Origin of the sequence: Izhakiella capsodis, from assembly GCF_900115045.1 — a bacterium.
GTDB classification, from domain to species: Bacteria; Pseudomonadota; Gammaproteobacteria; order Enterobacterales; family Enterobacteriaceae; genus Izhakiella; species Izhakiella capsodis.
In genome coordinates, this window is record NZ_FOVC01000001.1 from 472,712 (window position 1) to 497,139 (window position 24,428).

A 24,428-nucleotide genomic window follows, 5' to 3' on the forward strand; every position below is an offset into this window, starting at 1 on the left:
GTAGATTTTCAATAGGTTATTATCAGCAGGCTGTGCAGAGTAATCAGGGCTTGTTGCTTCGGCAATGGCTATCAAAAGCAAAGTTTTAATCAGGTTAACAACTTGATAATTGTGCCAGTCTATTCCAGGCTTATGAATGACATGGACAATAATGAGGGTGTAATAGTGAATAAGTTAACAGGACTGATGGGTGGTGTTCTAGCTCTGGTGGTTTTGTCTGGCTGTACGGCATACGACCGTGCAGAAAGTTATGTGACTAAGCCGGTGGTCAAGGATGTTAAGAAAGGAATGACCAAACAGCAGGTGCGCGACATTGCCGGGCCTCCTGCAACAGAAATCAGCATGCTGCATGCTCGTGGAACCTGTCAGACCTATATTATTGGTCATCGTGATGGTAAACAGCAGACTTATTTTGTCAGCTACAGTGATACGGGTCGCGTAATGAACTACGGCTTCCAGAGCTGTAAAGAGTACGATACTGATCCACAAATCGCTCAGTAATATTAAATCCGCTCCTGAAACAACGGCCACCAAAGGTGGCCGTTGTTTTTCTGTGCACACAATAAAAAGCCCCCTTGAACCACTTAGCGAGACTCTGAACGACCGTTTTTTCAACTCCGTGATTAACGATTAACTAACTCAAAATTTTGTTCAGCATCGGCGTGCAACAGTTTTTTATCTGTCTGTCGTAGCCATTGGCTAGTAAGCGTACCAGCAGTGATTGAACCGTTTACGTTTAGTGCGGTGCGTCCCATATCGATCAGGGGTTCTATGGAGATCAGTAGCGCGACCAGCGTGACCGGTAAACCCATCGCAGGCAGTACGATTAACGCGGCAAAGGTTGCGCCGCCACCTACGCCCGCTACCCCCGCTGAACTTAAGGTGACAATCCCAACCAGGGTGGCGATCCACACCGGGTCGAGTGGATTAATGCCAACCGTCGGTGCTACCATGACTGCCAGCATTGTTGGATAGAGACCGGCACAGCCGTTCTGACCGATAGTCGCGCCAAACGAGGCGGAGAAGGTTGCAATCGACTCCGGAATGCCCAGTCGTCGGGTCTGTGCTTCAACGCTGAGTGGAATGCTGGCGGCGCTGGAGCGACTGGTGAAGGCAAAGCTCAGAACCGGGGCGACTTTGCGAAAAAATCGCAGCGGATTAACCCCATTTGCTGACAGAAGTAGTGCGTGAACGCCAAACATGATGGCCATCGCCAGATAAGAGGCCACAACAAAACCACCCAGCTTGAGAATGTCGTTCACGCTTGAGCTGGCGACCACTTTGGTCATCAAAGCCATTACGCCGTAAGGGGTGAGCTTCATCACCAGGCGGACCAGCTTCATCACCCAACTTTGCAGCGTATCAATCGCTGTCAGCACACGCTGGCCCTTCTCGTTATTATCACGCAGCAGATGCAGGGCGGCCACGCCGAGGAATGCGGCGAAAATCACCACGCTGATAATCGACGTCGGATTAGCACCGGTCAGGTCGGCGAACGGATTTTTGGGCACAAATGACAGCAGCAGCTGCGGTACTGTCAGGTCGGCCACTTTACCGGCATAGTTACTCTGGATCGTGGCCAGACGCGCCGTTTCCTGCGCACCCTGAACCAGACCGTCGGCAGTCAGGCCGAACAGCGTGGTGACCAGAACGCCGACCAGCGAGGCGATCATAGTGGTAAATAGCAGCACACCGATGGTGAGTATGCTGATCCTGCCGAGCGAAGAGGCGCTGTGAAGCCGCGCGACGGCGCTCAGAATTGACACAAACACCAGTGGCATCACAATCATTTGCAATAGCTGAACGTAGCCATTACCAACGATATTAAACCAGCTTACAGAGGCTATCAGTACCGGATTGTTGGCACCATAAATAAGCTGCAAAGCAAAGCCGAAGACGACACCGACTACCAGACCAGCCATCACTTTACGCGACAGGCTCCAGCTGGAACGTGTAGTTTTTGCCAGCGCGATCAGTAAGGTAAAAAATACTGCAACATTAGCAATTAATGGATAATTCATCCCCGTTCTCCTTCTCATTCGCCTTGTTAATCCAGGCGAAGGCGTTCACGATATATTTCGCGTTAAGTTGTAACCGAAATGCATGATAGCATGGGCGCACAGGCCTCTTCTTATAACCAAATAGAATGTCTTATTACTGATGAGCGGATTTTCTTTACTTAATAGCCATTTGAAAAGGATACCAGCCGCTGAAAGCCACTTCGCGCGATGTTAACCATATGTGCGCACCAGCCATCCGTACCCAGTGGCGACGCGTCTGTGGGAAAACACATGGCAAGTATTATCAGCGCAACGCTTAATACGCGCTCTAACTGATTGCCTTTACCGCTGTTTAGCAGTGGCAGGCGAAAACGCCAGCGGCAGGGCCACAATAAAGGAACGCCAGCCGGAGTGAGCATATCTGCCGCAATATGGCTGAGATAACCTAATACCATTCCCTGGAGAGCATCAGCCGGGATCCAGCCATTTTTGGGTAAATGCAGCTGCAACAGCACCACACCAGCGCAGATCGCCAGCAGGCTGTGGGTAAAACCGCGATGACCGAACAGGCGCGCGACAGGACGTGATATCCAGCTCAATCGCTGTCCGAGAAATGATTTGGGATGATCAATATCGGGGAGCAGGCAGGTTAACAGCGACGCGGGAATTAGGTGCCACCAGTCGGCGTGCGCCAGCTCTGGGGTCAGTGCCGCGCGCTTAGCAAATATCGCGCTGGCAATGGCAACAATCAGGTGACCTTCCGCTGTCATAGGATGTTCCATTAATGCATGGTAATTTATACAGTGTAGGATATTTATACAGTATAAGGCAACAGTGACCCTGTAACTAATAATAAGTTATGATGGCGTCGTGAGTGGGTGCAGTCAGTAAACGGCGTTTGTCGCGATAGTGGAACTGCGGGTGCCGACTATCGCGGACAGCGACATTGTTAATGATTAACCGGTCAAATGATGAAGTTGCAACTCATCGAGCGAGTTTAACTTGACGTCCGCCAGCGCCCAGCGCGGATCCTGACGGAGTTCTACGGCGGGTACCACGACGGAGCGCATACGCGCGGCCCTGGTAGCAATCATGCCGTTAAACGAGTCTTCCAGCGTGACGCAGTTGAGTGGATCAACGCCCAGCTGCAGGGCGGCGTCGAGATACACCTGCGGATGCGGTTTGCTGTAAGGGAGTAACTCTGCGGAGACCAGCACTTCAAACCACGGGCGTATGGCAAACATTTCCGTCACCTTTTCGAGCATATACAGGGGTGAGGCGGAAGCGAGGCCGATTTTAAGCCCCCCGTCTTTGCATAAGCGCAGCGCCTGCCTGACACCCGGCAGCAATGGGCGGGCCTGTTCTATCTTTCTGATGGTTTGGCTGATGATCCGTGCGGTCACTTCCTGGCGATCTGGTTCTTTCCAGGGCAACACGTCGTACCACAATCTAACCGTTTGATCGATGCGTAAACCTAAGGTTTCAGGTACCTCGTTGGCGCGTGAAAGGTCAACGCCGATGCTAGAGAAAACCTCTATTTCAGACTGTTTCCACAGAGGTTCTGAATCAATCAGCAAGCCATCCATATCAAAGATTGCCGCTTTCACCGGTCTGGTATAAGACATACTGCGTTGTCCTGATAATTTTTTTGACACAGTATCAAGTGATCCCTGGCATAACAAACTTTGGTTCTCAGCTGCCACCAGGTTGTGAGGGTTCGAAGGCAGGAAATTTACAGGCGATTCTCTATAAATGCAGGTAGAATTATTGCCAAAATTGTTTCCGGGCGGGGGAGAGCATGACCTATCATCAGGCTGGCAGAATTGCCATCGCCAAGCGCATTTTAGGCTGGGTAATTTTTATCCCGGCATTTATTTCGACACTCATTTCTTTGCTCAAATTTCTCGATCTGCACCATGATAAGGATGATGGAATCAATGCAGTTATGCGAGATTTTATTCATGTGATGATTGATGTGGCGCGTTATAACACGCCATTTCTCAATGGCTTCTGGAACGGCTCACCAACATTAAGTTTTAACGGTGGGGGCAGTATTGGTTTCTGGATAATTTTTATTTTGATTTTTGTCGGGCTGGCATTTCAGGCATCGGGTGCGCGCATGTGGCGTCAGTATCGTTATGTCCGCGAGGGGATTGAGGATCGCTTGATTCTTGAGAAAGCTCGCGGTGAAGAAGGGCAAAGTCGACAGGCGCTGGAAAATAGAGTCGTGATGCCGCATCACACTATCTTCCTGCAGATTTTTCCGCTCTATATTCTGCCTGTTATCATCGTGATAGTGAGTTATTTTATCTTCAAACTCGTTGGTTTTATTCATTGATTTTCAGGCTGGTTATACCTACTGTTTTTCTCCTGAAATTCGTGGCTTAAAGTGCCTGTTTCAGGGGGGCAAATGACGTTAAAGGCGAAATTTTTGTATTTCTGAAGTGCATGGCTAATGGGAGATCTCAGATAGGAAATTTCTGATTTTTTCGCGCATATCTGTCAGAATGTCCAGTAAATAGAAGGAGTTAATATTTTGTTACAATGCTTACCTTAATTTGCATTGAACACCTTGTAAAAGTCTGCAGACTCAGTCTTTTAAAATAAAATGTAACGGGTCTTGATTTAATGAAAACGCTTCATAAGTTATCTGCAGTTCTTCTATTCTCAACGGGTGTTTTTTCGCAACAGGCTCTCGCCGACAATGGTGTTTTCACCGTTATGGATGACCCATCAACAGCAAAACAACCTTTTGAGGGTAATATTGCAGCCGGCTATCTGGCGCAGAGCGGTAATAGCAAAAGCTCCTCAGCGACGGCTTCAGTAAATGCTACCTGGTATCAGCCATCGACGGCTTACAGTCTGTGGGGCAACGGAGCAAACACATCGTCAAACGATGAACGCTCTTCCGAGACCTACTCTGTAGGCGGCCGTTCTCGTTACAACGTTAATGACTTTGATTATCTGTTCGGGCAGTTAAGCTGGTTAAGCGACCGTTTCAATGGATACGATGGACGTACCGTTGCAGCACTTGGTTATGGTCGACAAATCCTTAATGGCCCGGTTCACTCGCTGCGTGCTGAAATCGGTCCTGGCGTTCGCTATGACGATTATCGTGGCGGTGGCCATAAAACGCAGGCGCTGGCCTACGGCGCGCTTACCTATCAGTGGCAGCTGACTGATAACACGAAATTCATCCAGGGTGTATCTGTGCTGGGCAGCGATGACACTACGGTAAACTCCGAAACCGGCTTGCAGGTGGCATTGAATGATAAGTTTGCACTCAAACTGGCTTACAACGTTACCTGGAACCAACGTCCGCCAGAATCGGCGCCGGATCATACCGATACCAAAACCACTATCCAGCTTTCATACGCTATGTAACGCTGCGTTGCACTGATGTAAAAGCCGCCTTCATAAATGAGGCGGCTTTTTTGGATTGTGTGTAAAATTGATTGTCTACGTATTAATTATTTGCGTCCAAGAAGGTAACCAAAAATAATGCCGACGCCAGCAGCGATGGCCAGTCCGGAAAGTGGGTTATCTGACACCTGACCGCGCACGTTATTGGTAACCTCGCGCGCGGTATCGCTGGCCTGAGCCGCGTATCGACGGGTTGCGCCACGTAAACGGTGATCTGGGGCGTCTGTGGCTTCTCCGTAAGCTTCCTCTGCTAAGCCAGCAAATTCTTCGGCTTTACCTTTCGCTTTGCCTGATAACATGTTGTGTTCCTTTTTGGTTGATGGATTTTAAAGTGTAGCAGCCGTTTGGAAACACAGTTATTACCAACCATGGCAATGTATAAAAGAATAATTCTGACTGATTTTCGACATCTGACCACAGTGAACGGGCAGACAGAGCATGATTATTCAATGCGGATTCTGGCTTTGTCGCTTTGGCATTTTAGTCATCGCTGTGTAAAATAGCGCCCTCATTTGTCATTCAGCCAACGGATCGCTTATCGCACGTTGAGTAGCTAATTGGCGACCGTAAGTCAGTTTGCGTCCTGAAAGACTGTGGTGATACTTTAACCAACCAATGCAAGTATTCCTGCGTGCGGAATACCACTGCAATTAAGGATGTAACATGCCCGTAATTACCCTTCCCGACGGCAGCAAGCGCGAGTTTGACCACACTGTTAGCGTCATGGAGATCGCGCAGGATATTGGCCCTGGCTTAGCTAAAGCCTGTATTGCTGGTCGTGTAAATGGCGAACTGGTAGACGTGGTTGATCCCATCAATGAAGATGCTGCCGTTTCAATCATTACCGTTAAAGATGATGTCGGACTTGAAATTATTCGCCACTCCTGCGCGCACCTGCTGGGGCACGCTATCAAACAACTATGGCCAGACACGAAAATGGCGATTGGTCCGGTTATCGACAATGGCTTCTATTATGACGTCGATTTAGATCACACCCTGACGCAGGAAGATCTCGAACTGCTGGAAAAGCGCATGCATTTGCTGGCGGAAAAAAACTATGACGTGGTGAAGAAAAAAGTAAACTGGCAGGAAGCGCGTGACGCTTTTGTTGCGCGTGGCGAAGCATACAAAATTGCCATTCTCGATGAAAATATCGCCCGTGACGATCGCCCTGGGCTTTATCATCACGAAGAATATGTCGATATGTGCCGCGGCCCACACGTGCCGAACATGCGTTTTTGCCACCATTTCAAGTTACAAAAAATCGCAGGCGCTTACTGGCGCGGTGATAGCAATAATAAAATGCTGCAACGCATTTACGGCACCGCTTGGGCGGATAAAAAACAGCTGACGGCCTATTTGCTACGGCTGGAAGAAGCCGCTAAGCGCGATCATCGTAAAATTGGTAAGCAGCTCGACCTGTACCATATGCAGGAAGAAGCACCGGGCATGGTGTTCTGGCACAATGACGGCTGGACGATTTTTCGCGAGCTGGAAGTGTTCGTTCGCAGCAAGTTGAAAGAATACCAGTATCAGGAAGTAAAGGGCCCATTTATGATGGACCGCGTGCTGTGGGAAAAAACCGGACACTGGGATAACTATAAAGAAGCGATGTTCACCACCTCGTCTGAGAATCGTGAATACTGCATTAAGCCGATGAACTGCCCGGGTCATGTGCAGATTTTCAATCAGGGCCTGAAATCATACCGCGATCTACCACTGCGGATGGCCGAGTTTGGTAGTTGTCATCGCAACGAGCCCTCCGGCGCGCTACATGGCTTGATGCGCGTGCGTGGTTTCACCCAGGATGATGCGCATATATTTTGTACCGAAAATCAGGTGCGTGAAGAGGTTAATAGCTGTATCCGCATGGTTTACGACATGTACAGCACCTTCGGCTTTGAGAAGATCGTGGTTAAACTTTCTACGCGCCCGGAGAAACGTATCGGCAGCGACGATATGTGGGATCGCGCGGAAGAGGACCTTGCAGCCGCTCTGAACGAAAATAACATTCCCTTTGAGTTTCAGCCGGGTGAAGGTGCCTTTTACGGACCTAAGATTGAGTTCACCTTGTACGACTGCCTTGATCGTGCCTGGCAGTGTGGAACGGTGCAGCTGGATTTCTCCCTGCCGAAGCGTCTTGACGCTACCTACGTGGGGGAAAATAATGATCGACAAACGCCGGTAATGATCCACCGTGCCATTCTTGGTTCAATGGAACGCTTTATTGGTATTTTGACCGAAGAATTTGCCGGTTTCTTCCCAACCTGGCTCTCTCCGGTACAGGTAGTGGTGATGAATATCACCGATAGCCAGTCTGATTATGTGTCCGAACTGACGCAAAAATTGCAGAATGTTGGCATTCGAGTAAAAGCAGACTTGAGAAACGAGAAGATAGGCTTTAAAATCCGCGAGCACACTTTACGTCGCGTACCTTACATGCTGGTTTGCGGTGACAAAGAGGTAGAAGCCGGCGCTGTCGCCGTGCGTACCCGCCGAGGTAAAGACCTTGGAACCATGGACGTAAACGATGTAATCGAGAAGCTGCAACAAGAGATTCGCAGCCGCAATCTTCATCAATTGGAGGAATAAGGTATTAAAGGCGGAAAACGAGTTCAACCGACGCGTCCAAATAAAATTAACGGAGAAATCCGTGCAACTGAGGTCCGTCTGACAGGCGTTGATGGCGAGCAATTAGGCGTTGTCACTCTGCGTGAAGCCATCGAAAAGGCGGAAGAAGCAGGTGTAGATTTAGTTGAGATCAGCCCTAACGCCGAACCGCCGGTTTGCCGCATTATGGATTACGGCAAATTCCTCTACGAAAAAAGCAAATCTTCTAAGGAACAGAAGAAAAAGCAAAAAGTTATTCAGGTTAAGGAAATTAAATTCCGTCCTGGTACTGACGAAGGCGACTATCAGGTCAAACTACGCAACCTGATTCGTTTTCTGGAAGATGGCGATAAAGCCAAAATCACGCTGCGTTTCCGTGGTCGTGAGATGGCGCATCAGCAAATCGGCGTTGAGGTGCTTAACCGCGTCAAAGACGATTTGAGTGAACTGGCAGTCGTTGAGTCCTTCCCTTCGAAGATCGAAGGCCGCCAGATGATCATGGTGCTCGCTCCCAAGAAGAAACAGTAGGCCATCAAGTAATAATGCCGCGCAGCATTCGTGCTGTGCGGATGTTTATTCGCCTGTCTGATTCGTTTTATTAACAATGCGAAGTGGATATTTTTAAAATGCCAAAGATTAAAACAGTACGTGGTGCTGCAAAACGCTTCAAAAAAACCGGTAAAGGTGGATTTAAGCACAAGCACGCTAACCTGCGTCATATTCTGACCAAAAAAGCAACTAAGCGTAAACGTCATCTGCGCCCTAAAGCCATGGTGTCCAAAGGCGATCTGGGTCTGGTTATTGCCTGCCTGCCGTACGCATAAGTTAACTTTTTTCTACTCTTCACTTGTGCCATGCGGTTTAGCCGCAACCAACACAAGTTGAGTAATAACAGAATTTGAAACAGGAGAGTCCAGATGGCTCGCGTAAAACGTGGTGTAATTGCTCGCGCACGTCACAAAAAGATCTTAAAACAGGCTAAAGGTTACTACGGAGCGCGCTCGCGTGTTTATCGTGTTGCCTTCCAGGCCGTCATTAAAGCTGGTCAGTACGCTTATCGCGACCGCCGCCAGAAAAAACGCCAGTTCCGTCAGCTGTGGATCACGCGTATCAACGCAGCAGCTCGTCAGAACGGCTTGTCTTACAGCCGGTTCATCAATGGCTTGAAAAAAGCCTCTATTGAAATCGACCGTAAGATTCTGGCTGATATCGCCGTATTCGACAAAGCGGCATTTACTGCCTTGGTCGAAAAAGCAAAATCAGCACTGGCGTAAGCCGGACGAGGAGGGAGCATTGCTCCCTCTTTTGTTTTGTAAAGCGAAACGTTAGAAGATTCCCTGGCGTTGGCTTTCTGCAATCACTTTGAACTGTTCGAGCATTGAATTTACGCATTAAGTTAAAATCAGGCTAACCTGAGCAAAAAATTGACTTTTTAACGCCCGCGATTTTCAATAGCACTGATACACAACTTAGGTAACGTAAGTATGAATGCAGCTATTTTCCGCTTCTTTTTTTACTTTAGCACCTGACATCCGGGGGCTTTTGCGCAAAGAAAAGAAACGAAAAATCGCGTGAAAAGCCTCCCTTGTGGAGGCTTTTTCATGTCCGGGACGTGAAGCTTTTACTTTTAATGATAAAACCAGCCGGTGCGGCTGAAAGAAGGGGAAATAATGTCACATCTTGCAGAACTGGTGGCCAGCGCCAAAGCGGCTGTCTCAGCTGCTCCGGATGTCAACGCGCTGGATAGCGTCCGCGTAGAATATCTGGGTAAAAAAGGGCATCTGACACTTCAGATGACGTCATTGCGTGCGCTGCCAGCTGAAGAGCGCCCGGCAGCGGGTGCCGTGATCAATGAGGCGAAAGTGCAGGTACAGGACGCGCTTAATGCGCGTAAAAACGCGCTGGAATCAGCCGCTCTCAACGCTCGTCTTGCAGCGGAAACGATTGACGTCTCATTACCCGGCCGGCGTATTGAAAATGGTGGCCTGCATCCGGTGACCCGTACAATAGATCGTATTGAAACCTTTTTTGGTGAGCTGGGTTTTAGCGTAGCAACGGGGCCTGAAATTGAGGACGATTACCACAACTTTGACGCGCTCAATATTCCGGCGCATCATCCGGCACGCGCTGATCATGATACTTTCTGGTTTGATGCCACTCGCCTGCTGCGAACGCAAACCTCCGGGGTACAAATTCGTACCATGAAAGATAAGCAACCTCCCATTCGTATCATCGCGCCTGGACGCGTATACCGTAACGACTACGATCAGACTCACACACCAATGTTCCATCAGATGGAAGGGCTGATCGTCGATGAAAACATCAGTTTCACCAATCTGAAGGGAACGCTGCATGATTTCCTGCGCAATTTCTTTGAAGAGGACCTTCAGGTGCGTTTTCGCCCCTCCTATTTCCCATTCACTGAGCCGAGTGCTGAAGTTGACGTTAGGGGGAAAAATGGGAAATGGCTGGAAGTCCTGGGCTGCGGCATGGTGCATCCGAACGTGTTACGCAACGTTGGCATTGATCCGGAAGTCTATTCCGGTTTCGCTTTTGGTATGGGGATGGAGCGCCTGACCATGCTGCGTTACGGCGTGAACGATTTACGTGCATTTTTCGAAAACGATCTTCGGTTTCTTAAACAGTTTAAATAAGGGCAGGTTATACCAATGAAATTCAGTGAACTCTGGTTACGTGAATGGGTTAACCCGGCCATTGATACTGCCGCTCTGGCGGAGCAAATCACCATGGCTGGTCTTGAGGTGGACGGCATTGAAACCGTTGCCGGCCCGTTCAATGGTGTTGTTGTGGGCGAGGTTGTAGAGTGCGCCCAGCATCCGAATGCTGACAAGCTCCGGGTGACAAAAGTCAATATCGGAGGCGAGCGCCTGCTGGATATTGTCTGCGGTGCGCCTAATTGCCGTCAGGGATTGAAAGTGGCTGTTGCCACTGTCGGCGCTGTGTTGCCTGGAGACTTTAAAATTAAAGCGGCAAAGCTGCGCGGGGAGCCTTCAGAAGGCATGCTTTGTTCGTGGTCAGAGCTAGGTATATCTGACGACCATAGCGGTATTATCGAGCTGCCAGCAGATGCTGAGATTAGCCGCGATATTCGTGAATATTTGAAGTTTAATGATCATACCATTGAAATCAGCGTTACGCCGAATCGCGCCGATTGCCTGAGCATTATTGGCATTGCGCGCGATGTTGCCGTGCTCAACAAGCTGCCCCTGACCTTGCCTGAAATGGCACCGGTGAGTGCGACCATCGCTGACACTTTTCCCGTTCGCGTTGATGTGCCGCAAGCCTGTCCGCGTTATCTGGGGCGCGTGGTTAGAGGGATTAACATCAATGCCAGCACACCGCTTTGGATGAAAGAGAAGTTGCGTCGCTGTGGTATCCGCTCTATCGATCCTGTAGTTGATATCACCAACTTCGTTCTGCTTGAGCTTGGACAGCCGATGCATGCGTTTGATCTTGATCGCATCGACGGCGGTATTATCGTGCGTATGGCGCAGCAGGATGAGACGCTGACGCTGCTTGACGGCACTGAGGCAAAACTCGACGCTGATACCCTTGTTATTGCCGATCATCACAAAGCGCTGGCGCTCGGAGGGATTTTCGGCGGCGAACATTCCGGGGTGAACAGCGAAACGCGCAATATTCTGTTTGAATGTGCTTACTTCAATCCGCTGGCAATCACCGGGCGCGCTCGTCGTCACGGTTTGCATACTGATGCATCTCATCGTAATGAACGCGGAGTTGACCCGGCTCTGCAGTTCAGGGCCATGGAGCGCGCAACAGCATTGTTGCTGGCAATATGCGGCGGTGAGGCCGGGCCCGTGATCGACGTTACCCGGCAGTCCGAACTGCCAAAACCGGCAACTATGGTCCTTCGCCGTGAGAAGCTTGATAAATTAATCGGTCATCATATCAGTGGGCGGGATGTATCTGATATTTTACGTCGCCTGGGTTGTGAAATCACGGAAGAACAGGATAGATGGACAGCGACGGCGCCAGGCTGGCGTTTCGATATGGCCATTGAAGAAGATCTGATCGAAGAAGTCGCACGCGTTTATGGCTATAACAACATTCCGAACGTGCCGGTACAGGCCAGCCTGGTGATGACTGAACATCGCGAGGCTTTATTGTCGCTGAAACGCGTCAAAGCCATGCTGGTTGATAAAGGCTATCAGGAAGCGATTACTTACAGTTTTGTCGATCCCAAAGTACAGCGGCTGATCCACCCGGACGATGAACAGCTGCTGCTGCCAAGCCCGATCTCCGTTGATATGTCAGCAATGCGTCTTTCATTATGGAGTGGCCTGCTTGGCGCGGTAGTTTATAACCAGAACCGTCAGCAAGGACGCGTTCGTCTGTTTGAAAGCGGATTGCGGTTTGTTCCGGATGCCCAGGCAAACCTTGGTATTCGTCAGGATGTTATGTTATCGGGTGTTATCAGTGGAAATCGCTATGAAGAGCATTGGGATCTGGCGCGTCAGGCCGTTGACTTCTATGATTTAAAAGGCGATTTGGAAGCGGTATTAGAGTTAACCGGTAAACTGGATAAAGTGGCGTTTCTTGCAGAAGCTAATCCGGCATTACACCCCGGACAAAGTGCGGCGCTGTACCTTGACGGTGAACGTATTGGTTTTATTGGTGTAGTGCATCCGGAACTGGCGCGTAAGCTTGATTTGAATGGCCGTACGGTGGTCTTCGAAATTTTGTGGCAGGCACTTTCCCAGCGTACGTTACCTCAGGCCAGTGATATTTCACGCTTCCCATCGAACCGACGCGATATTGCTGTGGTGGTCGATGAAAACGTGGCAGCAGCAGACATCATCGCGGCGTGTAAGAAAGTTGGCGTAAATCAGATAGTTGGCGTAAACTTGTTTGACGTGTACCGAGGAAAGGGTGTAAATGAGGGTCAAAAGAGCCTTGCTATCAGCCTTATTTTACAAGATACCGCCCGGACACTGGAAGAAGAGGAGATCGCCGCAACCGTCGCCAAATGTGTTGCGGTATTGAAAGAGCGATTCCAGGCAACCTTGAGGGATTGAACCTATGGCGCTTACAAAAGCTGAAATGTCCGAATACCTGTTTGAAAAGCTTGGGCTTAGCAAACGGGATGCTAAAGAACTGGTAGAGTTGTTTTTCGAGGAGGTCCGCAGGGCTCTCGAAAATGGTGAACAGGTTAAACTCTCTGGCTTTGGTAACTTCGACCTTCGCGACAAAAATCAACGCCCGGGTCGTAACCCGAAAACCGGTGAAGATATCCCCATCACCGCGCGGCGGGTTGTGACCTTCCGTCCAGGGCAGAAGTTGAAAAGTCGCGTTGAGAACGCTTCACCGAAAGACGATTAGTTTCAGTGACCGGGAACGGCGTTTGCCGTTCCCGGTAAAACGCGCCGCACGATCTCGCTGGAGCAACAGGATTGTTCCAGCGATTTTATTTTTTTATGTTTTGTCCTCTGGTTTTCCCATTCTCTCTTTATATAAGGTTATTTAGCTGGTGCCCTCAATGTTATCGTCACAATAAGATAATGACGTAATTATCTGATCAGGCACATTAAAAATAAGCTCACATCGACGGTTATGGCCGTATGGCTTGGATAGCCTTCAGCTGTTATGTCAACCCAATGGAAAAGTGTCTGCGTTACGTTGCAATGCGGTCGGCATGAGGGGGTTGGTATGATATACGCCTTGTGCATCATGAGAGCTATCATCATTGCCGCAGCAGAGACTCTATCTTCGGAATATTCTGATGCGTAGTAATAAGCAATCAGGGGGAGATAATCACGTTGACCATGTATTTTTACTCGTGAGCAATTACAATTAACGCTCTCATTTTGCGGAACAAACTGCCGCAATGTTGCCATTCACTCAATATAGTCAGCGCGCACAACAGCGCAGCTTGCGTCTGTGCATCCTGCTGCTGCTAATTTTGCTATTACTGACTGTTTGTAGCCTGTCGTCAGGGGAGGTATGGTTGTCACCGCTGCACTGGTTTACACCGGAAGGACGTTTGTTCGTCTGGCAACTTCGGCTGCCGCGCACGTTGGCGGTGATGTTGGTCGGCGCAGCGCTGCTGGCAGTCTGTGGGGCAGTGATGCAGGCACTGTTCGCCAATCCCCTCGCTGAACCCGGATTGCTCGGTGTTTCCGGCGGTTCCGGAGTGGGGATCATGCTATGTATCACCCTGGGTTGGCAGCTCTTGGCAGCTCAGTGTTGGTGCCATCTGCGGAGCCATTCTGGTTACCCTCATCTTGCTGTATGTTGCACGGCAGATCCTTCCTGATAATCGTCTACTGTTGACTGGCGTTGCGATAGGTATCATCAGCAGTGCATTAATGACCTGGACGGTATATTTCAGTACCCGCGTCGATCTGCGTCAGTTGATATACTGGATGAAGGGAGGGTTCAGCGGTACTGACTGGCAGGATCGCTGGTTAATGCTGGCGCTTTTCCCGGTTATTCTTTGGCTGAGTACTCAGGGTCAACAGCTAAACCTACTGGCCCTGGGGAGTATGAGCGCGCAGCAGCTTGGATTGCGTCTGGTATTCTGGCGCGCTTTTTTGGTGTGCGTCACTGGCTGGCTGGTGGGATTTAGCGTGGCGCTGGCTGGTGCTATCGGCTTTATTGGCTTGGTCATCCCGCATATTTTGCGGCTATGTGGTATCAGCGATCACCGCGCATTGTTGCCTGCCTGTGCCTTGGGCGGTGGAGCAGTATTGCTGCTGGCTGATATTATTGCGCGTCAGGCGCTGGCAGCCGCCGAATTGCCGATCGGCGTAGTAACCGCTACCCTTGGTGCTCCGCTATTTATCTGGTTATTACTGCGTAACGCGTGATAGCCTGCATTGTCAACAGCCTGTAGAAAGGAGAGGGTATGAGTCTGTATGAAACGCCGTTAACTACGCTTGAGGGTGACAAAACAACGCTTGGTCAGTGGCAGGGAGACGTCCTACTGTTGGTTAATGTGGCTTCGAAATGCGGGCTGACACCCCAGTATGAGCAATTAGAAGCCTTGCAGAGAAAATACCATCAACAGGGTTTCAATGTTATCGGCTTTCCATGCAATCAGTTTCTCGGACAGGAACCCGGCGATCCGCAGGACATTAAAACGTTCTGTAGTACCACGTATGGCGTTACTTTTCCGATGAGTGGTAAAATCGATGTTAACGGAGCACAGCGTCATCCGCTTTATCAGCAGTTGGTTGCAGCACAACCGCAAGCTGTTGCGCCACCGGATAGCGATTTTTTGGCGCGAATGGTAAGCAAAGGGCGATCGCCGAAGCAGACCGGCGACATTTTATGGAATTTCGAAAAGTTTCTGATTGATCGGCAGGGTAATGTCGTCGCACGTTTTTCACCGGACATGCTGCCGGATGACACACACATACTCGTTCAGATTGAAAAAGCACTTGCTGACCGATGCTAATCCTACGGGAGCTTACGCTGCAAGGTCGTCTGAAATGCTTTAATGCTGAGGTGGTCCCTGGAGAACTCGTGCACCTGATCGGGCCAAACGGCGCCGGTAAAAGCATACTCCTGGCGCTGCTTGCGGGGTTAGAGCACGGTGAGGGAGAGATCGAGTTTTGTGGGCGGAGGCTTCTCTCCCACTCCGGGCGTCAGCTTGCCAGAATGCGTGGCTACCTTAGCCAGCAAGCACCTCGCCCTGCGGCAATGCCCGTCTGGCATTAAATGATGATGCATCATGTCTCCGGGACGCCGCTAAACCAGGCTGCGTTGATGCAGGTGGTAGAAATACTTCAACTCGGCGATAAACTAAGCCACCCACTCCAGAAGCTTTCCGGTGGCGAATGGCAGCGCGTCCGTGTTGCCGCTGTTTTTTTTCCAGCTAGCACAGCCGGAGGGCAGGTTGCTACTGCTTGATGAACCGCTGAGCGGATTGGACGTTGCGCAGCAGGCGGCATTTAACGCCTTGCTTTCCCCTGTATTGTCTTCGGGCGTAAGCGTTGTAATGTGTAGCCACGATCTCAATCACACGCTGCACCATGCACACAGCGTCTGGATGCTACGCGATGGAGAAGTCGTAGCCGAGGGCGATACGGGGGAGGTGATGACAACAGACAGTCTACAATCGTTGTATGGCATTGCTTTTTATCAGGCTCAGCTGGCTCAACAGCGTTGGTTACTGGCAGAAGCGTTGTCATCTGAGTCCGACAACAACCAGGGTTAATTATTCCGGGTAACCTGAATAGGAAAGGCTATGCTGCGACTGAGTTTAATGCTGCTAATTTTGATTCTCTCTGGGTGTGGTAGCCGCTATCATGCGCCACCGCAAAACAACCATCTTACTGATTCGATTAGAGTTATTTCGCAGCTTAATGAGCAGCTCACTCAATGGCATGGTACCCCTTATCGCTACGGAGGGATGTCGAGAGGGGGCGTTGATTGCTCGGGATTTGTTTACCTGACTATGCGTGACCGTTTCGCGCTGAAGCTACCGCGGACGACTGAAGCGCAAATCGCTATCGGTACAAGGATACCTGAAGGGGATCTATTGCCCGGCGATCTGGTATTTTTTAAAACAGGGGCCGGGGAAAGTGGTTTACACGTCGGGATCTACGATACGAATAATCAGTTTATTCACGCTTCAACCAGCCAGGGCGTCATTCGTTCTTCACTCAAGAATGTTTACTGGAAAAAAAAATTCTGGCAAGCAAGACGTTTGTAATACTGAATCAGTGCGTGATGATTTCAGATAAAAGAGCATTAATCTCAGGCGAGCTTTACTATTAAAATTTGCGCTGTTGATTGTCTTTAAGGATTGAACGGATGTGTCAATTGCCACTTAATGATGGCTTAGCAACATGAAAATCCATCTTGAAGCGGATTATATTAGTTCTCCACTTTTTTATCCCACATATCGTCCTGATGGGACACTTCTGTCCGTCACGTTACAGCTTCACTTTCATCAGATAAACGCCAATGTATCGATCCCACAGGAAGTAGTTTTACTGCAACTGGACGATGAACAGCGTTTGAGTTTGCTCCAGAAAAAACTGCAGATTGCAGAAAAAATATCGCTTTTTTTACTTGAACGTCAGATTCGGATCATTATCACTGTCGATGAATGGATGGCTCAGACTATCGTGGACAGTGAGTTTCTCCAGCATAAAGTGGCGGGCATTGCGGCGCTTGAGCTTGAAGTTACCGAGCAGTTTTCTGGTATTAATAACGGAATTGAGAATGTCCTGCTAAAAAAACTTTACCAGATAACCTCGCTGGCGCTGGCTAATTATGGTGCGGGTAAAGCAAATTCGAGGGCGGTCTATGACTCTGTGTTTCAGCGTATAACGATAGATAAAAGTTTTATCCAAAAGCAGATAGGTAAACTTTCCTTTGACCCTTTTTTTGACGCGATTCTGACTAATGTCCGTCCTTATTGCCGGCAGCTGGTGGTTCAGGGGGTTGATACAGTGGAAATGATGCAGGTAATCCGTCAGTTCGATATTGATGGTATCACCAGTATTCTATTCACCAGGGTCTGCGAAGAAGCGCTGCCGACGCTGGTTACCGCCCCCACAATACTGACTGCTAATCCGGACTGATTAAGCCTGTCTGGTATTTTCCTCCCCTGATTCTGTTTACACTGATGGCAAGTGTGGCAATTGATGATTAAAACGCGAGCTGACTGGCGGAGTGACTATGAGGTTTGATAATAGCTGGTTCAATGAACTTCGCGGCAGCTATACCGCACTTTCTCCGACCCCTTTGCATGGGGCGCGCTTGCTGTATTACAGCCGTCCTATGGCGAAAATCCTGACGCTGGATGACAACTATTTCAGCGGCGAGCAGAGTAAAATCTGGTGTGGCGATGGGCTGATCACCGGTATGCAACCACTGGCACAGGTATACAGTGGTCATCAGTTTGGCGAATGGGCCGGTCAGCTGGGTGACGGGCGTGGCATTCTGCTTGGTGAGCAGCGTCTGCCAGATGGCCGTAAATTCGACTGGCACCTGAAAGGTGCCGGACTGACACCCTATTCGCGAATGGGTGATGGTCGGGCAGTGCTTCGCTCAACGATACGCGAGTTCCTCGCCTCTGAAGCAATACATGCGCTGGGGATCCCGACAACCCGGGCGTTGACGATAGTTACCAGCGACGAGCCGGTGCAGCGTGAACAAACGGAGCGCGGCGCAATGTTGCTGCGGGTGGCAGAAAGTCATCTGCGGTTTGGGCATTTTGAGCACTTCCACTCTGCCGGAAAGCCCGAAAAGGTCAGGGAGCTGGCTGACTATGCCATTCGCCATCACTGGTCGCAGCTGGCGGACAGCAATGAACGCTATTTGCTCTGGTTCACCGATATCGTCAGAAGAACTGCTCGCCTGATTGCCCTATGGCAGAGCTGTGGTTTTGCTCACGGCGTAATGAATACCGATAACATGTCTCTGTTAGGACTGACGCTGGATTACGGCCCTTACAGATTTATGGATGATTATCAGCCTGGTTTAATGAGTAATCACAGCGATTATCAGGGGCGCTATGCGTTTAATAATCAGCCAACGATTGGCCTGTGGAACCTGAATCGACTGGCGTATGCCTTATCCAGCTTGATGCGTCACGACCAGCTCGCTCAGGCGCTGAGCACTTATGAACCGACGCTGCTGCAAGTGTGGGGCGAGCGAATGCGGGCCAGGCTGGGATTGATGACGGCGTCTGATGATGACAATCGTATTCTAACGGAGCTGTTGGCATTGATGGCAAAAGAAGGCAGTGATTATACACGGGTGTTTCGTCGACTAAGTGAGACTGAACAGCAGCAGCTGCGTTCACCGCTGCGTGATGAGTTTATCGATCGGGCAGCATTTGACAGCTGGTACCAACAATACCGCCAGAGGCTACTGCGCGACGAGTGCGATGACCTGCAACGTCAGCGGGTGATGAAAGCGATTAATCCGGCATTGGTTCTGCGAAACTATCTGGCACAGCAGGCGATTGAAAAAGCAGAAAAGGATGATATCAGCGAGCTGACCCGTTTACATCAGGCACTGCTGGACCCATTTAACGTTGACCAGCGCAACAGTGATTATTTGCAACCACCGCCGTCCTGGGGGAAGACACTGGAAGTGAGCTGTTCAAGTTAAGTGGGGTCTCAGGTCCGTTTTCCCCACGCCGTCGTGCTGAAACAAGAGAAGATTTCTCCCTCTGCTGCCGTTATGCTGAAGGGGCCGATTCAGCGCCCAGATTATTTAAAATCAGTTACCGAGCGCATCGTAAAGCAGCGCCAGCACAGATTGAGTGTCTTCCCAACCGAGACAGGGATCGGTAATCGACTGGCCGTAAGTCAATGGCCGGTTGGCGGTGACTTTCTGGCTGCCTTCCTGTAAAGAACTTTCAATCATTACACCTGCGATGGCGCTCTGACCATCACAGATTTGCTGTGCAATGGCCTGGGCGACATCGCACTGTCGGCGATGCTGTTTAAGGCAGTTGCCGTGACTGAAGTCGACGATCATTCGCTCAGGCACGTCAAATTCGCGAAGACTATTTATGGCCGCTGCAATATCCTGTGGATGGTAATTAGACTGCCTGCCGCCGCGCATAATGATATGTGCGTCAGGATCCCCGCTGGTCTGGTAGATAGTCATTTGGCCAGATTTATCAGGCGAGAGAAACATGTGGCTAACGCGTGCTGTGCGTATCGCATCGACAGCGATCCAGGTATTGCCATCGGTGCTATTTTTAAAACCAATCGGGCAGGCAAGAGCAGAAGCCATTTCGCGATCTATTTGACTTTTCGTGGTGCGTGCGCCAATGGCTCCCCAGCTAACCAAGTCGATAAACTGCCCAATAACCATATCCAGAAATTCAGTGGCAGTTGGCACTCCCTGCGCGTTGATATCCATTAGCAGCTTCCGGGCGGTTGCCAGCCCTTCATTAACCTGATAGCTGCCCTTCAGGTGCGGATCGGAGATCAGCCCTTTCCAGCCAACCACGGTGCGCGGCTTTTCAAAGTAGGCGCGCATTACAATCTCCAGGCGGTCACTATATTGCAGGCGTAGCGTTTGCAATTGTTTTGCATAATCCAACGCAGTGCAGGGGTCATGTAGGGAACAGGGGCCAACAATGACCAGTTATCGGGGATCGCGGCCAGAAAGTATTTCGCTTATTCGTTTGCGTGACAGCGTCACATTTTTGGTGATCGCGGAGCTAAGCGGCAATTTGAGTGTCAGCTCGTCCGGGGTGATGAGACTGCCTCTATGTGCCGTACGTGATCCATCGGTTTTGTCCATGTATTTCTCTGAAACTAAGTGCTTCGCAACAGCATTAGCGCCGGGAAGTGATGGCGATCACAATATACCAATGGCTGGAAACTTCAACCGCATGGCAACACTTCTGCCCCAGCTTCATGTCTCCGGATAAAAGCGAAATTGGCTACCTGCAAATATTGTTTCTAGTACATACGACGATTGAGGCCGACGATATCAAGGATGCGAGTCGCTATCTCTTCAACCGAGTAGTTTGTGGTATTGAGATAACGAATCTGATGAGTACGGAACAGTGCTTCCACTTCGCCAACTTCAAGCCGGCACTGACGCAAAGACGCATAACGGGTATTTCCCGCCCGTTCAAGACGGATAGCGGCCAGGCGTTCAGGGTCTATCGTCAGGCCAAAAAGCTTATGCTGAAACGTTTTAAGCGCTGCAGGCAACTTGAGGTTATCCATATCATCGGCAATGAACGGATAATTAGCGGCACGGATGCCAAACTGCATGGCAAGATAGAGGCTGGTTGGCGTTTTGCCACAGCGTGACACGCCCAGCAGTATTATCTGCGCCTCTTCGAGCCCACGCAGTGAGATGCCGTCATCGTGAGCCAGCGTGTAATCAATTGCGGCGATGCGCGCATCGTATTTACCCAAATTGTTGGCGGTTAGTCCGTGGGTGCGGTTAGCCACGGGAGCAGGTGCGATACCCAGCTCCCGCTGCAAAGGTGCCACCAGAGATTGCATAATATCCTGGCAGAAGCCCTCACTTTGCAAAATAATATCCCGTATCTCCTGGGTGACAATGGAAATAAACACCAGTGGACGCACCCCGCTCTGCTGATAAAGGGCGTTAATTTGGGCTTTGACGGCCTGAGCGCGTTGGACATTTTCTACAAAGGGTAGCGTAACGCTGTTAGTGCCGACTGGAAATTGCGACAGCACGGCATGTCCTAATACTTCGACGGTAATAGCTGTGCCGTCTGAAATGTAAAACACGCTGCGTTCATTGTTGGTATCCAATTATTCCCCCGAAGGCCCGAGATTTATTTGCAAAGCGTAACGCAAGAATGAATCTGTGAGCGAAACAAAAATTTAAAAACTCAGGATCGCTATGATGACGAGCGAGCATTTAATTTCGAATCTGGTTCAATCTTAAATGAATTAAAAAAGAAATGGCGTTTCAGTTTTCGATTCCATTTTAATCTGTATCAGTGATAGAACATTCCTTTCATTCATTCCATATTGTTGCGCAACATATAACCCCTTTGTATTGGTGATTTGATAAAAAACACTTCAAATCATTATGTTATGTTGATTATTTATTGCGCAAATTGTCGGTGTTAGCGGAGTTTTCTTAAAATAGGATTTTTTTCAGCGCTTTAACGATTCACCACTTTATTTAATCTAAAAAAATATGCCAGGCTCAGGATCGATTATTTAACACAAAATGTAGATCCCCTTTCTGACTGAATGTAAAAAGGATAGCGTCGATGTCCACGAAATGTGATGTGCCGCTCGTGCTCTGGTACAACCAGATAGGCATGAATGATGTTGATCGGGTGGGAGGAAAAAATGCCTCTCTGGGTGAGATGATCACCAATTTGTCGTCCCTGGGCGTCTTAGTGCCCAATGGTTTTGCAACCACTTCAGCGGCGTTTAATCAATTTCTCGATCAAAGTGGCGTTAACCAGCGTATCTATCAATTACTGGATAAAACCGATGTGGACGATGTGGATGAGCTGGCCAGAGCGGGTAAGCAAATTCGCCAGTGGATAGTTGATACCCCCTTTCAGCCGTCGCTTGAAAAGGCGATCCGCGAAGCTTATGAGACCCTTTGTTATAATGATGTCGGGGCCTCATTTGCTGTGCGGTCATCGGCAACGGCTGAAGATATGCCGGATGCCTCCTTCGCCGGTCAGCAAGAGACTTTTCTTAACGTTCAGGGCATTGATGCGGTGATGACCGCTGTCAGGCACGTATACGCCTCATTATTTAATGATCGTGCGATCTCATATCGCGTGCATCAGGGCTATGACCATCGTGGGGTTGCGCTTTCTGCTGGCATACAGCGTATGGTGCGTTCGGATCTGGCTGCTTCCGGAGTGATGTTCACCATTGATACCGAATCGGGATTCGATCAGGTCGTGTTTATCACCGCGGCGCTTGGGTTAGGTGAAATGGTTGTGCAGGGCGCGGTCAATCCAGACGAATATTATGTGCATAAACCAACGCTTGTCGCGGGCCGGCCTTCTATCGTCCGGCGTAACATGGGTTCGAAGAAAGTACGCATGGTCTATGCTAATTCCCGCCTACATGGCGAGCAGGTCATGGTGGAGGAGGTTGCAGAAGCTGAACGTGAACGTTTCTGCCTGACTAATGATGAGGTTGAAGCGCTGGCGCGTCAGGCGATACAGATTGAGCAACATTACAGACGCCCGATGGATATCGAATGGGCAAAAGATGGGCACACCGGCAAGCTGTTCATCGTCCAGGCGCGACCGGAAACTGTCCGTTCTAACGGCCAGGTGATGGAGCGCTATACTCTGCAAGGAAAAGGTAAGGTGGTCGTCGAAGGACGTGCTATCGGACATCGTATCGGCGCTGGTGAAGTAAAAGTGATCCACGATATCAGCGAAATGAATCGTATCAGGAAAGGCGACGTGCTGGTTACCGATATGACCGATCCGGACTGGGAACCGATTATGAAAAAGGCCGCAGCGATTGTAACTAATCGCGGTGGACGTACCTGCCACGCAGCGATTATTGCGCGCGAGCTGGGGATACCCGCTGTCGTCGGTTGTGGCGATGCCACTGACAAAATTAAAGAGGGTCACAAGGTCACCGTCTCCTGTGCAGAGGGAGATACCGGTTATGTTTACGATGATCTTCTCGATTTTGAGGTAACCAGTTCGCAGATCGATGAAATGCCGCCGCTGCCGCTAAGAATTATGATGAACGTCGGCAATCCGGATCGGGCATTTGACTTTGCCTGCTTGCCGAATGAGGGCGTCGGGCTGGCACGTCTGGAATTTATCATTAACCGCATGATTGGCGTTCATCCGCGTGCGTTACTGGAGTTCCACCAGCAAACGCCGGAGTTACAGCGCCAGATCCGCGAGATGATGAAAGGGTTTGATGATCCGGTTGAATTCTACATTGCCCGGCTGACCGAAGGAATTGCCACCTTAGGGGCTGCTTTCGCGCCTAAGCGGGTGATCGTGCGTCTTAGCGACTTTAAATCTAATGAATATGCCAATCTGGTCGGTGGCGATCGTTATGAGCCTGAAGAGGAGAACCCGATGCTGGGTTTTCGCGGAGCCGGTCGCTACGTGTCAGAAAGTTTTCGTGCGGCCTTCGCGCTGGAATGTGCTGCCGTGAAGCGCGTGCGTGACGATATGGGACTGACCAACGTTGAAATAATGATCCCGTTCGTACGCACCGTGGCGCAGGCGAAAGCGGTAGTCGAGGAGCTGGCGCGTCAGGGACTGCGTCGCGGTGAAAACGGTCTTCGACTGATCATGATGTGTGAAATTCCTTCTAACGCGCTGCTGGCAGGGCAGTTCCTTGAGTACTTTGACGGTTTCTCTATCGGTTCTAATGATATGACGCAGTTGACATTGGGACTGGACAGAGATTCCGGCGTGGTGTCCGAACTGTTTGACGAGCGTAACGACGCTGTGAAAGCGCTGTTGTCGATGGCAATTAAGGCGGCGAAGAAACAGGGTAAATATGTTGGTATTTGTGGGCAAGGGCCATCGGATCATGAAGACTTTGCCGCCTGGCTAATGGAAGAGGGGATCGACAGTCTTTCTCTCAATCCGGATTCTGTAGTGCAAACCTGGCTATCGCTATCAAAGCTGAAGTCACCCCGCTGAATCAGACTGTTATTGGATGACAACAGATCTCGCCGAAAACTTTCTTTATGTCAGGATTTTAGGGCGTAAGCGTAAGATTCAACATAAAGAGTTATAAGAGGGTTAATCCAGCGACCAAGGATTTTATCAGCAGGTCGGTGGAGCTTGAAGTAGGTGTCAGGTAAAAAAATGCCCATCGCATGGAATGGGCAAAGACTACACACAGCAATTTTTTACCTTATCAGAGAAAGCGGATGGTGCTTTGATCATACGCTTCATACTATTCAGAGTGGCTCTCAGCGTCT

23 protein-coding genes and 2 pseudogenes are annotated in these 24,428 nt (G+C 49.9%); 19 read left to right on the forward strand and 6 right to left on the reverse strand.

Features of this window, described 5'->3' with window-relative positions; translation table 11 throughout:
* Positions 1-165: 165 nt before the first annotated feature.
* Complete coding sequence (gene osmE, locus BM191_RS02185) at positions 166-501, forward strand: osmotically-inducible lipoprotein OsmE (protein ID WP_269017614.1); 336 nt, start codon at positions 166-168, stop codon at positions 499-501.
* A 122-nt stretch (positions 502-623) separates the two neighbouring features.
* On the opposite strand, the gene BM191_RS02190 is transcribed toward osmE, so the two are convergent.
* The 3 genes from BM191_RS02190 to hxpB all read right to left on the reverse strand — a co-directional run bounded on the left by BM191_RS02190 (position 624) and on the right by hxpB (position 3,625).
* Positions 624-2,021, reverse strand: a complete 1,398-nt coding sequence (locus BM191_RS02190; protein WP_092874520.1) for an L-cystine transporter — start codon at positions 2,019-2,021, stop codon at positions 624-626.
* Positions 2,022-2,179: 158 nt separating this feature from the next.
* Complete coding sequence (locus BM191_RS02195) at positions 2,180-2,770, reverse strand: metal-dependent hydrolase (RefSeq protein ID WP_092874523.1); 591 nt, start codon at positions 2,768-2,770, stop codon at positions 2,180-2,182.
* 186 nt (positions 2,771-2,956) lie between these two features.
* Positions 2,957-3,625 (reverse strand): hexitol phosphatase HxpB, encoded by a 669-nt coding sequence (gene hxpB, locus BM191_RS02200; RefSeq protein WP_092874526.1) that lies wholly within the window; start codon positions 3,623-3,625, stop codon positions 2,957-2,959.
* 173 nt (positions 3,626-3,798) lie between these two features.
* On the opposite strand from hxpB, the gene BM191_RS02205 reads away from it, so the two are divergent.
* Entirely contained in the window at positions 3,799-4,338 is a 540-nt protein-coding gene (locus BM191_RS02205) for a YniB family protein (RefSeq protein WP_092874529.1), read from the forward strand.
* A gap of 290 nt (positions 4,339-4,628) precedes the next feature.
* On the forward strand, positions 4,629-5,384 hold the full coding sequence (locus BM191_RS02210) for a DUF481 domain-containing protein (protein WP_092874532.1): 756 nt from the start codon (positions 4,629-4,631) through the stop codon (positions 5,382-5,384).
* A gap of 86 nt (positions 5,385-5,470) precedes the next feature.
* Here BM191_RS02210 and BM191_RS02215 read toward each other — a convergent pair whose 3' ends face one another.
* Positions 5,471-5,722 (reverse strand): glycine zipper domain-containing protein, encoded by a 252-nt coding sequence (locus BM191_RS02215; protein WP_092874534.1) that lies wholly within the window; start codon positions 5,720-5,722, stop codon positions 5,471-5,473.
* A 364-nt stretch (positions 5,723-6,086) separates the two neighbouring features.
* Between BM191_RS02215 and thrS the strand changes: the two genes are divergently transcribed.
* The 15 genes and pseudogenes from thrS (at position 6,087) to BM191_RS02280 (ending at position 19,145) form a co-directional block, all read left to right on the forward strand.
* Positions 6,087-8,015 carry a threonine--tRNA ligase gene (thrS, locus tag BM191_RS02220; RefSeq protein ID WP_092874537.1) on the forward strand — a complete coding sequence of 643 codons (1,929 nt, stop codon included), beginning with the start codon at positions 6,087-6,089 and terminating at the stop codon, positions 8,013-8,015.
* Positions 8,016-8,018: 3 nt separating this feature from the next.
* Positions 8,019-8,561, forward strand: coding sequence for a translation initiation factor IF-3 (infC, locus tag BM191_RS02225; RefSeq protein ID WP_092874540.1), 543 nt, complete (start codon positions 8,019-8,021; stop codon positions 8,559-8,561).
* A 98-nt stretch (positions 8,562-8,659) separates the two neighbouring features.
* A complete protein-coding gene (rpmI, locus tag BM191_RS02230) occupies positions 8,660-8,857 on the forward strand; it encodes a 50S ribosomal protein L35 (RefSeq protein WP_001124225.1) in 198 nt (65 codons plus the stop codon).
* A 93-nt stretch (positions 8,858-8,950) separates the two neighbouring features.
* Positions 8,951-9,307 (forward strand): 50S ribosomal protein L20, encoded by a 357-nt coding sequence (gene rplT / locus BM191_RS02235; RefSeq protein WP_092874543.1) that lies wholly within the window; start codon positions 8,951-8,953, stop codon positions 9,305-9,307.
* 210 nt (positions 9,308-9,517) lie between these two features.
* Positions 9,518-9,562 (forward strand): pheST operon leader peptide PheM, encoded by a 45-nt coding sequence (pheM, locus tag BM191_RS16455; protein WP_001386830.1) that lies wholly within the window; start codon positions 9,518-9,520, stop codon positions 9,560-9,562.
* Between the two features lie 141 nt (positions 9,563-9,703).
* On the forward strand, positions 9,704-10,687 hold the full coding sequence (gene pheS / locus BM191_RS02240; protein WP_092874546.1) for a phenylalanine--tRNA ligase subunit alpha: 984 nt from the start codon (positions 9,704-9,706) through the stop codon (positions 10,685-10,687).
* Positions 10,688-10,702: 15 nt separating this feature from the next.
* Complete coding sequence (pheT, locus tag BM191_RS02245) at positions 10,703-13,090, forward strand: phenylalanine--tRNA ligase subunit beta (RefSeq protein WP_092874549.1); 2,388 nt, start codon at positions 10,703-10,705, stop codon at positions 13,088-13,090.
* A 4-nt stretch (positions 13,091-13,094) separates the two neighbouring features.
* Positions 13,095-13,394, forward strand: a complete 300-nt coding sequence (gene ihfA / locus BM191_RS02250) for an integration host factor subunit alpha (RefSeq protein WP_092874552.1) — start codon at positions 13,095-13,097, stop codon at positions 13,392-13,394.
* A 505-nt stretch (positions 13,395-13,899) separates the two neighbouring features.
* Positions 13,900-14,881 (forward strand): annotated as a pseudogene (btuC, locus tag BM191_RS02255) (vitamin B12 ABC transporter permease BtuC).
* A gap of 38 nt (positions 14,882-14,919) precedes the next feature.
* Complete coding sequence (locus BM191_RS02260; protein WP_092874555.1) at positions 14,920-15,471, forward strand: glutathione peroxidase; 552 nt, start codon at positions 14,920-14,922, stop codon at positions 15,469-15,471.
* 68 nt (positions 15,472-15,539) lie between these two features.
* Positions 15,540-15,734: an ATP-binding cassette domain-containing protein gene (locus BM191_RS16985; protein WP_230479485.1), complete on the forward strand. Its 195-nt coding sequence runs from the start codon at positions 15,540-15,542 to the stop codon at positions 15,732-15,734.
* Between the two features lie 112 nt (positions 15,735-15,846).
* Positions 15,847-16,233 (forward strand): ATP-binding cassette domain-containing protein, encoded by a 387-nt coding sequence (locus BM191_RS16990; protein ID WP_230479486.1) that lies wholly within the window; start codon positions 15,847-15,849, stop codon positions 16,231-16,233.
* Positions 16,234-16,263: 30 nt separating this feature from the next.
* Positions 16,264-16,731, forward strand: a complete 468-nt coding sequence (locus tag BM191_RS02270) for a C40 family peptidase (RefSeq protein ID WP_407927842.1) — start codon at positions 16,264-16,266, stop codon at positions 16,729-16,731.
* A 136-nt stretch (positions 16,732-16,867) separates the two neighbouring features.
* Positions 16,868-17,608, forward strand: a complete 741-nt coding sequence (locus tag BM191_RS02275; protein ID WP_092874558.1) for an EAL domain-containing protein — start codon at positions 16,868-16,870, stop codon at positions 17,606-17,608.
* A 97-nt stretch (positions 17,609-17,705) separates the two neighbouring features.
* Positions 17,706-19,145, forward strand: coding sequence for a protein adenylyltransferase SelO (locus BM191_RS02280; protein WP_092874561.1), 1,440 nt, complete (start codon positions 17,706-17,708; stop codon positions 19,143-19,145).
* A 111-nt stretch (positions 19,146-19,256) separates the two neighbouring features.
* On the opposite strand, the pseudogene BM191_RS02285 reads toward BM191_RS02280, so the two are convergent.
* A pseudogene (locus tag BM191_RS02285) lies at positions 19,257-20,294 on the reverse strand (3-deoxy-7-phosphoheptulonate synthase).
* A 161-nt stretch (positions 20,295-20,455) separates the two neighbouring features.
* Complete coding sequence (ppsR, locus tag BM191_RS02290) at positions 20,456-21,289, reverse strand: posphoenolpyruvate synthetase regulatory kinase/phosphorylase PpsR (protein WP_092874564.1); 834 nt, start codon at positions 21,287-21,289, stop codon at positions 20,456-20,458.
* 470 nt (positions 21,290-21,759) lie between these two features.
* On the opposite strand from ppsR, the gene ppsA reads away from it, so the two are divergent.
* Entirely contained in the window at positions 21,760-24,144 is a 2,385-nt protein-coding gene (gene ppsA / locus BM191_RS02295) for a phosphoenolpyruvate synthase (RefSeq protein ID WP_092874567.1), read from the forward strand.
* The last annotated feature ends 284 nt before the right edge of the window (positions 24,145-24,428 follow it).

Excerpts from the sequence above, each read along its gene's own strand:
- ppsA (WP_092874567.1), top strand. The coding sequence starts at position 21,760 with ATGTCCACGAAATGTGATGTGCCGCTCGTGCTCTGGTACAACCAGATA.
- ihfA (WP_092874552.1), top strand. The coding sequence starts at position 13,095 with ATGGCGCTTACAAAAGCTGAAATGTCCGAATACCTGTTTGAAAAGCTT.
- pheS (WP_092874546.1), top strand. The coding sequence starts at position 9,704 with ATGTCACATCTTGCAGAACTGGTGGCCAGCGCCAAAGCGGCTGTCTCA.
- rpmI (WP_001124225.1), top strand. The coding sequence starts at position 8,660 with ATGCCAAAGATTAAAACAGTACGTGGTGCTGCAAAACGCTTCAAAAAA.
- BM191_RS02190 (WP_092874520.1), bottom strand. The coding sequence starts at position 2,021 with ATGAATTATCCATTAATTGCTAATGTTGCAGTATTTTTTACCTTACTG.
- BM191_RS02210 (WP_092874532.1), top strand. The coding sequence starts at position 4,629 with ATGAAAACGCTTCATAAGTTATCTGCAGTTCTTCTATTCTCAACGGGT.
- pheT (WP_092874549.1), top strand. The coding sequence starts at position 10,703 with ATGAAATTCAGTGAACTCTGGTTACGTGAATGGGTTAACCCGGCCATT.
- BM191_RS02280 (WP_092874561.1), top strand. The coding sequence starts at position 17,706 with ATGAGGTTTGATAATAGCTGGTTCAATGAACTTCGCGGCAGCTATACC.
- thrS (WP_092874537.1), top strand. The coding sequence starts at position 6,087 with ATGCCCGTAATTACCCTTCCCGACGGCAGCAAGCGCGAGTTTGACCAC.
- BM191_RS02260 (WP_092874555.1), top strand. The coding sequence starts at position 14,920 with ATGAGTCTGTATGAAACGCCGTTAACTACGCTTGAGGGTGACAAAACA.
- BM191_RS02270 (WP_407927842.1), top strand. The coding sequence starts at position 16,264 with ATGCTGCGACTGAGTTTAATGCTGCTAATTTTGATTCTCTCTGGGTGT.
- BM191_RS02195 (WP_092874523.1), bottom strand. The coding sequence starts at position 2,770 with ATGACAGCGGAAGGTCACCTGATTGTTGCCATTGCCAGCGCGATATTT.
- BM191_RS02205 (WP_092874529.1), top strand. The coding sequence starts at position 3,799 with ATGACCTATCATCAGGCTGGCAGAATTGCCATCGCCAAGCGCATTTTA.
- rplT (WP_092874543.1), top strand. The coding sequence starts at position 8,951 with ATGGCTCGCGTAAAACGTGGTGTAATTGCTCGCGCACGTCACAAAAAG.
- BM191_RS02215 (WP_092874534.1), bottom strand. The coding sequence starts at position 5,722 with ATGTTATCAGGCAAAGCGAAAGGTAAAGCCGAAGAATTTGCTGGCTTA.
- BM191_RS02275 (WP_092874558.1), top strand. The coding sequence starts at position 16,868 with ATGAAAATCCATCTTGAAGCGGATTATATTAGTTCTCCACTTTTTTAT.
- hxpB (WP_092874526.1), bottom strand. The coding sequence starts at position 3,625 with ATGTCTTATACCAGACCGGTGAAAGCGGCAATCTTTGATATGGATGGC.